Origin of the sequence: Streptomyces sp. G-G2 (genome assembly GCF_030063135.1) — a bacterium.
In the GTDB taxonomy this organism is placed as follows: domain Bacteria; phylum Actinomycetota; class Actinomycetes; order Streptomycetales; family Streptomycetaceae; genus Streptomyces.
In genome coordinates this window covers 60,294-72,823 of record NZ_JASISO010000008.1, presented here as the reverse complement: position 1 = coordinate 72,823, position 12,530 = coordinate 60,294, and the positions used below count along the sequence as shown (strand labels likewise).

10 protein-coding genes and 1 riboswitch are annotated in these 12,530 nt (G+C 72.6%); of the genes, 5 read left to right on the top strand and 5 right to left on the bottom strand.

Features of this window, described 5'->3' with window-relative positions; all coding sequences use genetic code 11:
- Window positions 1-9: 9 nt before the first annotated feature.
- Together QMF80_RS08970 and QMF80_RS08965 are read right to left on the bottom strand one after the other, a co-directional pair.
- A complete protein-coding gene (locus QMF80_RS08970; RefSeq protein ID WP_283451318.1) occupies window positions 10-1,434 on the bottom strand; it encodes a uracil-xanthine permease family protein in 1,425 nt (474 codons plus the stop codon).
- Window positions 1,435-1,544: 110 nt separating this feature from the next.
- Window positions 1,545-2,771 (bottom strand): MFS transporter, encoded by a 1,227-nt coding sequence (locus QMF80_RS08965; RefSeq protein WP_283451316.1) that lies wholly within the window; start codon window positions 2,769-2,771, stop codon window positions 1,545-1,547.
- A 153-nt stretch (window positions 2,772-2,924) separates the two neighbouring features.
- Here QMF80_RS08965 and QMF80_RS08960 point away from each other — a divergent pair, with 153 nt between their 5' ends.
- Entirely contained in the window at window positions 2,925-4,013 is a 1,089-nt protein-coding gene (locus tag QMF80_RS08960; RefSeq protein WP_283451583.1) for an ROK family transcriptional regulator, read from the top strand.
- A gap of 41 nt (window positions 4,014-4,054) precedes the next feature.
- Here QMF80_RS08960 and QMF80_RS08955 read toward each other — a convergent pair whose 3' ends face one another.
- The 3 genes from QMF80_RS08955 to QMF80_RS08945 all read right to left on the bottom strand — a co-directional run bounded on the left by QMF80_RS08955 (window position 4,055) and on the right by QMF80_RS08945 (window position 8,198).
- Window positions 4,055-4,795, bottom strand: a complete 741-nt coding sequence (locus tag QMF80_RS08955) for an SDR family oxidoreductase (RefSeq protein ID WP_283451314.1) — start codon at window positions 4,793-4,795, stop codon at window positions 4,055-4,057.
- A gap of 55 nt (window positions 4,796-4,850) precedes the next feature.
- Window positions 4,851-5,735, bottom strand: coding sequence for an RNA polymerase sigma-70 factor (locus tag QMF80_RS08950; protein ID WP_283451313.1), 885 nt, complete (start codon window positions 5,733-5,735; stop codon window positions 4,851-4,853).
- A gap of 102 nt (window positions 5,736-5,837) precedes the next feature.
- Complete coding sequence (locus QMF80_RS08945) at window positions 5,838-8,198, bottom strand: chitinase C-terminal domain-containing protein (protein ID WP_283451312.1); 2,361 nt, start codon at window positions 8,196-8,198, stop codon at window positions 5,838-5,840.
- 279 nt (window positions 8,199-8,477) lie between these two features.
- Window positions 8,478-8,608, top strand: a riboswitch (FMN riboswitch).
- Between the two features lie 152 nt (window positions 8,609-8,760).
- Here QMF80_RS08945 and ribD point away from each other — a divergent pair.
- Genes ribD through QMF80_RS08925 form a run of 4 tightly spaced genes read left to right on the top strand, consistent with a single transcriptional unit; the run spans window position 8,761 to window position 12,493 of the window.
- Window positions 8,761-9,909 carry a bifunctional diaminohydroxyphosphoribosylaminopyrimidine deaminase/5-amino-6-(5-phosphoribosylamino)uracil reductase RibD gene (gene ribD, locus QMF80_RS08940; protein ID WP_283451311.1) on the top strand — a complete coding sequence of 383 codons (1,149 nt, stop codon included), beginning with the start codon at window positions 8,761-8,763 and terminating at the stop codon, window positions 9,907-9,909.
- Window positions 9,910-10,551 carry a riboflavin synthase gene (locus QMF80_RS08935; protein ID WP_283451309.1) on the top strand — a complete coding sequence of 214 codons (642 nt, stop codon included), beginning with the start codon at window positions 9,910-9,912 and terminating at the stop codon, window positions 10,549-10,551.
- A complete protein-coding gene (locus QMF80_RS08930; RefSeq protein ID WP_283451307.1) occupies window positions 10,548-11,201 on the top strand; it encodes a nicotinamide mononucleotide transporter family protein in 654 nt (217 codons plus the stop codon). Before QMF80_RS08935 ends, QMF80_RS08930 begins: the two co-directional genes overlap by 4 nt.
- Window positions 11,198-12,493 carry a bifunctional 3,4-dihydroxy-2-butanone-4-phosphate synthase/GTP cyclohydrolase II gene (locus QMF80_RS08925; protein WP_283451305.1) on the top strand — a complete coding sequence of 432 codons (1,296 nt, stop codon included), beginning with the start codon at window positions 11,198-11,200 and terminating at the stop codon, window positions 12,491-12,493. The genes QMF80_RS08930 and QMF80_RS08925 overlap by 4 nt, the downstream gene beginning before the upstream one ends.
- The last annotated feature ends 37 nt before the right edge of the window (window positions 12,494-12,530 follow it).

The following is a 12,530-nucleotide window of genomic DNA, read 5'->3' as shown; positions in this document are numbered from 1 at the left end:
TCCGGCGGATCAGGAAGGCCGGTCCCCGGTGCCCCGGGAGTCCTCGCCGGTGTGCCCGTCGGTGTGCTCGTCGTACGTCGACGTACCCGAGTCGAGCAGCGGCTCCTGCTCCTTCAGGTGGGCCGGGGCGAAGTAACGCAGCACGTGGTAGCCGGTGATGACGACGATCGTGCCCAGCGCGATGCCGCCCAGCTGGAAGTTGTCGCTGATCTTCAGGCCGACCCCGCCGACGCCGATGATGATGCCCGCCGCGGCGGGTACCAGGTTCAGCGGATTGCGCAGGTCCACCCGGCCGTTGATCCAGATCTGGGCGCCGAGCAGGCCGATCATGCCGTAGAGGATGACGGTGATCCCGCCGAGCACGCCGCCCGGGATGGCCGCGACGACCGCGCCGAACTTCGGACACAGGCCGAAGAGGAGGGCGAACCCGGCGGCGGCCCAGTAGGCGGCGGTGGAGTAGACGCGGGTGGCGGCCATGACCCCGATGTTCTCGGAGTAGGTGGTGTTCGGGGGGCCGCCGAGCGCGGTGGAGAGCATCGAGGCCGCGCCATCGGCGGCGATCGCGGTGCCGAGCTGGTCGTCGAGCGAGTCGCCGGTCATCTCGCCGACGGCCTTGATGTGTCCGGCGTTCTCCGCGATCAGGGCGATGACCACGGGCAGGGCGATCAGGATCGCCGACCACTCGAACTGCGGGGCGTGGAAGGAGGGCAGGCCGATCCAGTCGGCCGTGCCGACCGAGGACAGGTCCAGGCGCCAGTGGTCCACCGCGGCGCCGCCGCCCGTCGTCGAGTGGATCTTCCCGAAGACCAGGTCGAAGAGGGCGGAGACGGCGTACCCGAAGATCAGCCCGAGGAAGATCGCGATCCGCGACCAGAACCCGCGCAGGCACACCACCGCGAGCCCGGTGAACAGCATCACCAGCAGCGCGGTCCACTGGTCCTGGGGCCAGTACGTCGAGGCGGTCACCGGGGCGAGGTTGAAGCCGATCAGCATCACGACCGCGCCCGTGACCACCGGGGGCATCGCCGCGTGGATGATCCGCGCGCCGAAGTGCCGGACGGCCAGGCCCGCGAGGAAGAGCGCCGCGCCGACGACGAGGACGGCGCCGGTGACGGTGGCGCTGCTGCCGCCGCCCGCCCGGATCGCGGCGGCGACGCCGACGAAGGAGAGGGAGCAGCCGAGGTAGGACGGGATCCGGCCGCGCGTCGCGAGGAGGAAGATCACCGTCGCGACGCCGGACATCATGATGGCGAGGTTCGGGTCGAGGCCCATGAGGACCGGCGCCACGAAGCTCGCGCCGAACATGGCCACGACGTGCTGGGCGCCGAGCCCCGCGGTGCGCGGCCACGAGAGCCGCTCGTCCGGCCGTACCACCGCGCCGGGCGCGGGGTTGCGCCCGTCGCCGTGCAGGGTCCAGCGCACGCCGAGGCCCATGGTGTGACTCCGTTTCGCCATGCGGCAGCCGCGCGGGGCGACCGGTGGGCCGACCGAGGGTGCCGGGGGTGGGGGATCGAGGATCGGACCGCAGAACGGCCAGCGTTATATTACGGCTGGATACTGGCAGGTTCGTCCTGATCGGCTGACGCGGAGTCCGCCGCTCCGGCCCCGGCGCCCGGCGTGGCACGCAGTACGCCCGCCCCCGCGACCAGCGCCAGTGCCAGCAGCGTGACCAGGCCGAAGGAGACGACCAGCGAGGTCGCGTCGGCCACCGCGCCGATAGCGGAGGGCGCGATCAGCCCGGAGGTGTAGGTGATCGTCGCCACCCCGGCGATGGCCTGGGCCGGGGCGGCGCCGCTGCGCGCGGCGGCGGCGAAGGCCAGCGGGACCACCACCGCGATGCCCAGCCCGATCAGGCCGAACCCGGCCAGTGCGCCCGCGGGGTGACGGACCAGGACCACCAGCAGCCCGCCCGCCGTGGCCAGCACTCCGCCCGCCCGGACCGTACGGACAGGGCCGAACCGGTCCACCACCTTGTCACCGACGAGCCGGGCCAGGGCCATGGTGAGCGCGAAGGCGGTGGTGGAGGCCGCGGCGAGACCGGCGTCGGTGTGCAGCACGTCCCGGAAGTAGACCCCCGACCAGTCCAAACTGGCGCCCTCCGCGAAGACCGCGCAGAATCCGATCGCGCCGATGAACAGCGCCGACTTCGGGGGCAGCGCGAAGTGCGGGGGTGCTTCGTCATCCTGGCCGCCGCGCAGGTCGAGCACCCCGCGTACGGCGACCAGGCCGACGGCGGTCAACGCCAGCGCGGCGACCAGGTGGTGCAGCCGGGCGCCCGCTCCGGCGTGCGCGGCGACGGTGCCCGCGGCCGAGCCGATCAGCGCGCCCACGCTCCACATGCCGTGCAGCGAGGACATGATCGATCGGCCGAGCCGGTTCTCGGTCTCGACGCCGAGGGCGTTCATGGCGACGTCCGACATGCCCGCGCTCGCGCCGTAGACGAAGAGGAGCAGGCAGAGGGTGGGGAGGTTCGGGGCGAGGCTCGGCAGGACGAGGGAGAGGGTCCACATCGCGAGCAGCCCGCGCAGCGCGTTGCGGGCGCCGAAGCGGTGGTTGATCCGGCCCGCCAGCGGCATGGCGAGCGCCGCGCCGATCGCGGGGAAGGCGAGGGCCACGCCGAGGGTGCCCGAGCTGAGCTGGGCGTGTTCCTGGATCCAGGGGATCCGGGTGGCGAAGCTGCCGGTCACGGCGCCGTGGGCGCAGAAGACGGCGGCGATGGCGATGCGCGCGCGGCGCAGGCGGCGCGGCGTGAGGTCCGTTTCCCCGGTCATGCGATGAAACTATCAGGGAACCTGCCTGATAAATAAGTACCCGCTCCCTCCTAGGATGGCCGCGTGACTTCCGCACCCGCCCCCGCACCCGCTCCCGCGTCCGCCGCACCCGCCGCCGCTCCCTCGCCCGCCTCGCCCAGTACGGCCCGGGCGATGAACGACCGGCTCGCGCTGCGGCTGCTCCAGGACCAGGGGCCGCTGACCGCGAGCCGCCTCAAGACGCTGACCGGACTCTCCCGCCCGTCCGTCGCGGACCTCGTCGAGCGGCTGACCGGCGCCGGGCTGATCGAGGTCGTCGGGGAGTCGGGGGAACAGCGGCGCGGCCCCAACGCCCGGCTCTACGGGATCGTCGCCCGCCTCGCCCACCTGGCCGCGCTGGACGTACGCACGGACAGCGTCACCGCGGTGGTCACCGACCTGCTCGGCCGCCCCGTGGCCCGTGGCGCCCTCCCGGCGGGCGCCGTCGAAGAGGCGGTGGACCGGCTGGCGGACCTCACCCGCGAGGCGGGCGCCACGAGCCTGCACACCGTGGTGATCGGCGCCCCCGGCCTGGTCGCCCCGGCCAGCGGGGAGCTGCGCGACCTGCGCGGCCTGCCCGCCTGGCACCGGGACCTGGTGGCCGCGCTCCAGCGGCGGCTGCCCGCCGTGGTCGTGGTGGAGAACGAGACCAACCTGGCCGCCCTGGCCGAGCAACGCCTGGGCGCCGCCCGCGGGGTGGACTCCTTCGTGCTGCTGTGGCTGGGCGCGGGGGTTGGCGCGGCCGTGGTGCTGGACGGCAAGCTGCGCCGGGGGGCGTCCGGGGGCGCGGGCGAGATCGGCTTCCTGCCGGTGCCCGGCACGGTGGGCCTGCCCTCCGCCACCGACTGCTACGGCGGCTTCCACGCGCTCGTCGGGCGCGAGGCGGTGGCCGCGCTGGCCGCCGCCCACGGCTACACCGGGCCGGTGGAGGAAGCGGCCGCCGGGGCGGCCGGGGAGGCCTTCCTCGACGCCTTCGCCGAACGCCTGGCCCTGGGCGCGGCCGCCGTGACGGCCGTCCTGGACCCCGGCTGCGTGGTGCTGGGCGGCGAGCTGGGCCGGGCGGGAGGCCCCGCCCTGGCGGCCAGGGTCGCGGCCCGGCTGGCCACGCTGACCCCGGTGCCCACCGAGGTCCGCGCCACCACCCTCGGCGATCCGGCGGTTCTGGAGGGCGCCCGGCTGGCGGCCCGGGAGTCGGCCCAGGACGCCCTCTTCGGCGCGCCGTAGCGGGCCCGCACCGGGGGAGGCGCGCACCCGGCGGCCCGCCGTCACCCGCCGGTGGGCCGGGCCAGGAACTGGGCGAAGGTGCCCCGGCCCACCGCGTTCGCGGGGCTCAGGTGGCCGCCGCGCCTGAAGCCCGCGTACGCCTTCCCGGCGAGCGGGACCGGGAGCAGGACCCGGCGCCTGCCGGTGGCGGCCAGGTAGGCGCGGGCGGCGTCCTCGAACGTGAGCACCTCCGGGCCGCCTATGTCGGGGACCCGCCCGGCGGGCGGCGCCGCGGCCAGCTCGGCCAGCCGGTCCGCGACCTCCTCGACCGCGATCGGCTGGCCGCTGACCCCGGCCGGGAGCAGCATCACGGGCAGCTTCGCCACCGCGCCCAGCGCCTGGGCCACCAGGTCGTGGAACTGGGTGGTGCGCAGGATCGTGACCCCGAGGCCCGATTCCGTCAGCATCTCCTCCACCGCGAGCTTCACCCCGTAGTACGGCAGCGGGACCACGTCCACGCCCACGATCGAGATGTAGACGAGGTGCCCGACCCCGGCCCGCCGGGCCGCCGCGATCAGGTGGGCCGCGGCCCGGTCGTCGCCGCCCCGCGGGCTGCTGGCGCAGTGGACCACGGTGTCGGCGCCCGCCATGGCCGCGTCCAGACCGAGGCCCGTCAGCAGGTCGACGGGGTGGTCGGGTGCGTGACGGCTCAGGACGCGGACCTCGTGGGCCGCCGCGCGCAGCCGCCCGGCGACGAGCGAGCCCAGGTTTCCGGTGCCTCCGGTGACGAGAATGGTGCTCATGGTGTCCGTCCCTGCTTCCGATGGGGTGCGTTCACCAGCTCAGACCGGACAGCCCTCAGGAATGTGACAGCTGACGCCGCAGAAAGGTGAGCTTCTCCGGGTTGACCATCGTCCGCAGCCCGCTGACCAGGGCGTCATCGAATTCGATCACCAGAATTCCGATCTCGCCGAAGATCAGGGCGGCCTGCCCGTTGACCTCCGCGAAGGAGACCGGGACGCCCGCCGCGTACTTCTCCAGCGCGCCCAGCAGGAAGCGGGCCACCTTCTCCCGGCCCAGGATCGGCCGCCGCGCCGCGTTGATCACCCCGCCGCCGTCGGCGACGTACGCCACCTCCGCGCTCAGCAGGCCCTCCAGCCGGGTCAGGTCCCCGCCCCGCGCGGCCGCCATGAAGGTGTCCACCAGGCCCTGCCACCGCGCCGGATCCGGCTGGAAGCGCGGTCGGGGCGCCTCCACCCGCTGCGCCGCCCGCCGGTAGAGCTGGCGGCAGTTGGCCTCGGTGAGGTCGAGCAGCCCCGCGATCTCCCGGTGGCCGTACGCGAAGGCCTCGCGCAGGACGTACACGGCCCGTTCCACCGGAGTGAGCTGTTCCAGGAGCACCAGCAGGGCCATCGAGACGCTGTCCCGCTGCTCCGCCGACTCCAGCGGGCCGAGCGTCCCGTCCCCGGTGAGCACCGGTTCGGGCAGCCAGGGGCCGACGTATTCCTCGCGCCGGGCGCGGGCGGAGGTGAGCCGGTTGAGGCAGAGGTGCGTGACCACCTTGGCGAGCCAGGCCCCGGGGTGCTCGATCGCGTCCCGGTCGGCGGCGCTCCACCGCAGGTAGGCGTCCTGGACGAGGTCCTCGGCCTCGTGGGCGGAACCCAGCATGCGGTAGGCGACGGCGAACAACCGGGGCCGGTGCTCCTCGAATTCCGCTGCGGGGGCGGCGCTGCGCGTGGTCATCGCGCCAGGGTACGAGGACCGGGCGGGGCGGATGCGCGAGGACCCGGTGGCCGCCGGGCCACCGGGTCCTCGCACCCTTCGGATGCTGTCAGCCCTGCCGGGTCAGCAGGCGCCCTGGTCCTTCCAGACGCCCCAGTCGCCGGTGCTGCCGGGTTCCTCGTTCTGCGTCCACCACTGGGCCTTCCAGTTGTGGCCCTTGTACGAGACGACCGAGCCGCCGGTGGTGACCGCGCCCGCCACGTAGGCCGGGGTGGTGCAGGTGCCGCCCGGAGGGGTGGTGGTCGGCGTGGTCGGCGGGGTCGTCGGAGGCGTGGTCGCAGGCGTGGTGGGCGGGGTGGTCGCGCCGCCTGGCTCGACCACCGTGGTGCCGCGTGCCAGGTCGCCCGTGATGCCGTAGGTCCTGCCGCCGAAGGTCACCGTCCAGTTGGACGGGGTGGAGGTCGGCAGGTAGTAGACGAAGTCCAGCTCCACCGAGGCGCCCGGAGCCAGCGACTGCCAGGCCGGGAGCTTGAGGGAGACCCGGTTGTAGTCGCCCTTGAGACCGCCCGCGTTGCTGCCCGTGTGGTCGCTGCGGATGACCGTGGTGCCCCAGCCGGACTGGTCCTTGGCGTTGTTCGGCGCCGAGGAGGAGTAGTCGAACTGGAACTCCGTACCGCCGGGCAGCGTGGCCGTGGTGTTGTTGGTGATCTTCAGCTTGGGGCTGATCGGGTAGTTCGAGTCGCCCAGCGGGAACTGGCCGAACTCGGTGTCCACCTTGATCGCCTCGGTCGGCACGGCGGTGGTGGCGCGCTTGGCGCCGTACGGGGCGGCCGACTTGAACTTGTCGTACATCGCCGTGGTGAGCGTGCTGCCCGTCTCGTACTGGCCCTTGGCGGAGTTGTAGGCGTAGTCGCCCGCCAGCTCCCAGACCATCGTGCCGCCGATGCCCTTGTTGACCACGTAGTCGGCCTTGGCGTTCACCGACTGCTCGTCCTCGGTGGAGAGGAACACCTTCTTCTGGTCGTTCCACAGCCACGGCGCGACCAGGGTCGCGTCGTACTTGCGGACATAGGTGCCGGTCAGGGTGGTGTTCGCGGGGAAGCCGTACCTGGTGACGTAGTCGCCGACGACCCCCTTCTCCAGGTTCTTGGCGTGCCACATCGGGTTGGAACCGGCCGGGGCCTCGACCCCGTTGGCGTCCAGGTCGTGCCAGAGGTTGTCGATGCCGACCGCGCCGTCACCGCACTTGGTCAGACCCGCGCCCGCCGGGCAGTTGGTGGCCGGGGCCTTGCCCCAGAGACCGTCGGTGCCGCCCTGTACGTTCTTGAACCCGCGGGTGTAGTACGGCAGGCCCATGTTGATCCGGCCGGACGGCATCGAGCCGCGGAAGTAGTGGTAGGCCCAGTCGGAGTTCAGGTACCCGATGCCGCCGTACTGCGAGGTCGAGTAGACGCCCGCCGAGGCCAGTTCGGAGTCCTTGCCGTCGTCGAAGAGCGAGGCGTTGGGGCCGACGTACTCGTTCCAGGCGCCGTGCAGGTCGTAGGACATGATGTTGACGTAGTCCAGGTACTTCTGCATCTGGAACGTCTCCATGCCCCGCAGCAGGTAGCCGGAGGAGGGGGCGGCGACGGAGAGCAGGTAGTGCTTGCCGTCGGTGGCGCCCGCGCGGTCGAGCTTCTCGCGCAGCGACTTCATCAGGGCGCCGTAGCCCTTGACCAGACCGGCGCGGCGGGCGTTGGAGAGCTGGTAGTCGAGCGGGTTGCCCGCGTCCTTCATCGTGGTCGGGTACTCGTAGTCGATGTCGACCCCGTTGAAACCGTACTTCCGGACGAAGTCGACGGAGGAGTTCGCGAAGGTGTCGATGCCCGCCTGGTTGACCGAGCCGTCGGCGTTGGTGGCCATCGAGTAGAAGCCGCCGGAGTTCACCCGGTTGCCGTCGTCGCCGAAATAGCCGCCGGTCTCCGCCCAGCCGCCGACCGAGATCAGCGTCTTGACGTTCGGGTACTGCTTCTTGAACTTGTTGAGCAGGTTGAAGTGGCCCTTGTAGGGGAGCGAGGGATCCATCTCCGCGCCCGCCACGCCCGGCCAGGTCATTCCGGTGGCCGCGTTGTCCGGGCCGTCCGAGCCGACCGAGAGCTTGTTGTCGGAGCCGACGTGTCCGAAGGCGTAGTTGAGGTGGGTGACCTTGTCCCACGGAATGTTGTTGGCGAGGTAGGCGGGGGTGCCGTCCTTGCCGGTGCGCCAGCCGGTGAAGTACCCGATGACCCGTCGCTGGTGGTCGGGGCCCATCTTCTCGCGGCCGGCGGAGTCGTAGACCGAGCAGTAGGGGACGTCGACGCCCGCCGTCTTGTAGAGCCCGTCGGGTCGACAGCTCTCGTTGTCGGCGGCGTGCGAGACGCCTGCGGAGAGGCCGCCGATGAGCAGTCCGGCGATGGCGGCGCCGGACGCGAGCAGCACGGTCCTGGTGCGCGTGGGGGACAGCATTGTGCCTCCTGGGGAGGGGAGGTGAACGGACACAACGTGCGGAGAAGTAGCGCTGGTTGGCCCGTGACGTGCGCACATCTGGCGGGCTGTCTCCCGGGGAAGATGAAGGGAACGTTAAGAGGACTAGACCACCCCGTCAATAGGTCTGGACCAAAGCTGCACCCCTCGGGGGTTCCGCCGAACGGCCCCGGATGTCCCGCCGAACGTGTGAGCCAGGCCACAATCCCTTGCGTGCGTGGCCCGCGATCACGCGTGGCACACTGGCCCTAGTACCAGTAGCAGCGCACTCCGGGGTCGGTGCAATTCCGAACCGGCGGTTATAGTCCGCGACCCGTCCGCAGCCAGCGGCCGGTTGACCAGGTGAAATTCCTGGACCGACGGTTAAAGTCCGGATGGGAGGCAGTGCGCGGCGGGCCAGTCACCGGTACGCCGCCGTCGGCGGTTCGTCGGCGTAACCCCCAGGGGGTACGTCTCGGACGGACCGGAATCCCGGCCCAGGCGTCCCCGCGTGTACTACCCGCTTCATCTGTCGTATCCCGACAGGCCCCGGAGTCCGTGCCCTATGAGGCAGGAGGACCCGGTGGCGACACACGCCGACGCGAACGACCCGCACGCCATCGACGCGCACGCCGTACGGCGGGCCGTCGAGCTGGCCGCCCGCGGGCTCGGCTACACCAGCCCCAACCCCGTCGTGGGCTGCGTCATCACCGACGCCGCCGGCCGCGTCGTCGGCGAGGGCTGGCACCAGCGGGCGGGCGGCCCGCACGCCGAGGTCCACGCCCTGCGCGCGGCGGGAGACGCCGCCCGCGGCGCCACCGCGTACGTCACCCTCGAACCCTGCGACCACACCGGCCGTACGGGGCCCTGCTCGCAGGCCCTCATCGACGCCGGGATCACCCGCGTCGTCTACGCCGTGCCCGACCCGAACCCGGTGGCGGGCGGTGGCGCCGCCACCCTGCGCGCCGCCGGGATCGAGACGGTCGAGGTCACCGAGAGCGCCCACGGGCCGCTCCGGGCCGAGGCCGAGGCCGGGAACCGGGCCTGGCTGACCTCCGTACGCCTGGGCCGCCCCTTCGTCCTGTGGAAGTACGCCGCCACCCTGGACGGCCGGGTCGCCGCCGCCGACGGCACCAGCCGCTGGATCAGCGGCCCCGAGTCCCGCGCCGACGTCCACCGGCTGCGCGCCGAGGCCGACGCCGTCGTCGTCGGCTCCGGCACCCTGCGCGCCGACGACCCGCACCTCGCGGTCCGCGGCATCGAGGGCGTCCGCCAGCCCCTGCGCGTGGTCCTCGACACCCGCGCCACCATCCGGCCCAGCGCCCGGATCCTCGACGAGGCCGCCCCCACCCTGGTCGCGGTCGCCGAGGACGCCGACACCCGCCACCTGGCGGGCGTCGAGGTGGTCCGGCTGCCCAGCGACACCTCCGGCATCTCCGTGACCGCCCTGCTCGCCGAGCTGGGCGCCCGCGGGGTGCGCTCCGTCATGATCGAAGGCGGCCCGGCCCTGGCCGGGGCCTTCGTCGCCGCGGGAGCCGTCGACGAGATCGTCGGCTACCTCGCCCCCGTCCTCCTCGGCGCGGGCCCGGGCGTCCTCGCCGACGCCGGGATCACCACCCTCGCCCAGGCCCTGCGCCTGGAGATCACCGAGGTCGTCCGCCTCGGTCCCGATCTGCGCGTCACCGCCGTCCCCACCGCCCCCAAGGAGCACTGAGTGTTCACCGGAATCGTCGAAGAACTGGGCGAGGTCACCGCCGTCGAGCAGCTCCGCGAAGCCTCCCGCTTCCGGCTGCGCGGCCCCCTCGTCACCGAGGGCGCCAAGCACGGCGACTCGATCGCCGTCAACGGTGTCTGTCTGACGGTCGTGGAGACCGGGGACGGCGAGTTCACCGCCGACGTCATGCAGGAGACCCTCGACCGCTCCAGCCTCGGCGCCCTGACCCAGGGCTCCCGGGTCAACCTGGAGCGCCCGATGGCCCTCGGCGGCCGCCTCGGCGGGCACCTGGTCCAGGGCCACGTGGACGGCACCGGCCGGATCGTCTCCCGGACCCCTTCCGAGCACTGGGAACTGGTCGAGGTCTCGCTGCCCGCGCGGCTGGCCCGGTACGTCGTCGAGAAGGGCTCCATCACGGTCGACGGCGTCAGCCTCACGGTGGTGAAGGCCGCCGCCGACCACTTCACCATCAGCCTCATCCCCACCACGCTCGACCTGACCACGCTCGGCATCAAGAAGCCCGGCGACCCGGTCAACCTGGAGGTCGACGTCCTCGCGAAGTACGTCGAGCGCCTCCTGGCCGCGGGCGTCGACCCGCTGACCGCCGCCGCCACCGCGGACCCGAAGGAGACGGACCGATGAGCGCGCTCACCTGGCTCAACACCGAGGCCTTCGCGGTCTTCGGCCAGAAGGTCATCTGGTCCGACATGATCGGCAACCTGATCGGCCTCGGCGCCCTCGCCCTCGGCTGGCGCCGCTCCATATGGACCTGGTCCGCCCAGCTGCTCTCCGGCCTGATCCTGGTCGGCGCCTACGCCACCGCCCACCTCGCGGGCGGCGTCGGCAAGCAGCTCCTGGTCATCGCCGTCGCGGTGTGGGGCTGGCGCGCCTGGCAGCGCGGCAGGCAGAACGCCCAGGACGGGTCCATCGCCGTACGCACCGCCACCTGGACCGAGCGCGGCCTGCTCCTGGCCGGGGCGGCCCTCGGCACCCTCGCCGTCGGCGGCCTCTTCACCCTCGTCCCCTCGCTCTCCTGGAGCCCGTGGGCCGACGCCTACATCTTCGTCGGCACGATCGTGGCGATGGTCGCCCAGGCCCGCGGCCTGGTCGAGTTCTGGTTCGCCTGGCTGCTCGTCGACGTCGTCGGCGTTCCGCTCGCGTTCCAGAGCGGTCTGGTCTTCTCGGGCCTCGTCTACGTCGTCTACTTCGCCCTCGTCGTCTGGGGCGCCTACGACTGGTACCAGCGCTCGCGCACCACCGAAAGCCCGGCCCTGGAAGGAGCAACGGCATGACCCTCAAGCCCGTGCCCAACGAGAGCGACCACGCGAGCGAGTCCTTCCGGCTCGACCCCGTCGAGCAGGCGATCCGGGACATCGCTGCGGGCCGCCCCGTCGTCGTCGTCGACGACGAGAACCGTGAGAACGAGGGCGACCTCGTCATCGCCGCCGAGAAGGCCACCCCCGAGATCATCGCCTTCATGATGAGCGAGTGCCGCGGCCTGATCTGCGCCCCGATGGAGGGTCCCGAGCTGGACCGCCTGGCGCTGCCGCAGATGGTGACGCACAACACCGAGTCGATGCAGACCGCCTTCACCGTCTCCGTCGACGCGAGCGGCGCCCACGGCGTCACCACCGGCATCTCCGCCGCCGACCGCGCCACCACCCTGCGGCTGCTGGCGAGCGGCGCGAGCGCGGCGGAGGACTTCGTCCGCCCCGGCCACGTCTTCCCGCTGCGCGCCAAGCCCGGCGGCGTCCTCGTCCGCAACGGCCACACCGAGGCCGCCGTCGACCTCGCCCGCCTCGCGGGCCTGCGACCGGCGGGCGCCATCGTCGAGATCGCCGGTGAGGACGGGGTCATGCTCCGGCTGCCGGAGCTGATCCCCTTCGCCCGCAAGCACGGCCTGACGATCATCTCCATCGAGGACCTGGTCGCCTACCGCCGCTCCGCCGAGCCGACCGTGCGCCGCGAGGCCGAGGTCAGCCTGCCGACGTCCTTCGGCCACTTCACGGCGTACGGCTACCGCTCCACCGTCGACGGGGTCGAGCACATCGCCCTGGTCCACGGCGACATCGGCGACGGCCGCGACGTCCTGGCCCGGATGCACTCCGAGTGCCTGACCGGGGACATCTTCCAGTCCCAGCGCTGCGACTGCGGCCCCCAGCTGCACGCCTCCATGGAGCGGGTCAGGGCCGAGGGGCGCGGGGTCATCGTCTACCTGCGCGGGCACGAGGGCCGCGGCATCGGCCTGCTGGCCAAGCTGCGCGCGTACGAACTCCAGGAGCGCGGCCGCGACACCCTGGACGCGAACCTGGAGCTGGGCCTGCCCGCCGACGCCCGTGACTACGGCGCGGGCGCGCAGATCCTCGCCGACCTGGGCGTCCGCAGCACCCGGCTGATGACGAACAACCCGGAGAAGGCCGAGGCCCTGGTCCGCCACGGCATCGAGGTCGTCAGCCGGGAGGCCATGCCGACCGAGGCGGGCGAGCACAACCTGCGGTACCTGCGCACCAAGCGGGACCGGATGGGGCACGACCTGCCCTGGCTGGACGGCACGGTCGTCGTCTCGGCCTGCGGCAACCAGTAAACAGATCAGACCGAACAGACCGATCAGACCGACAAGC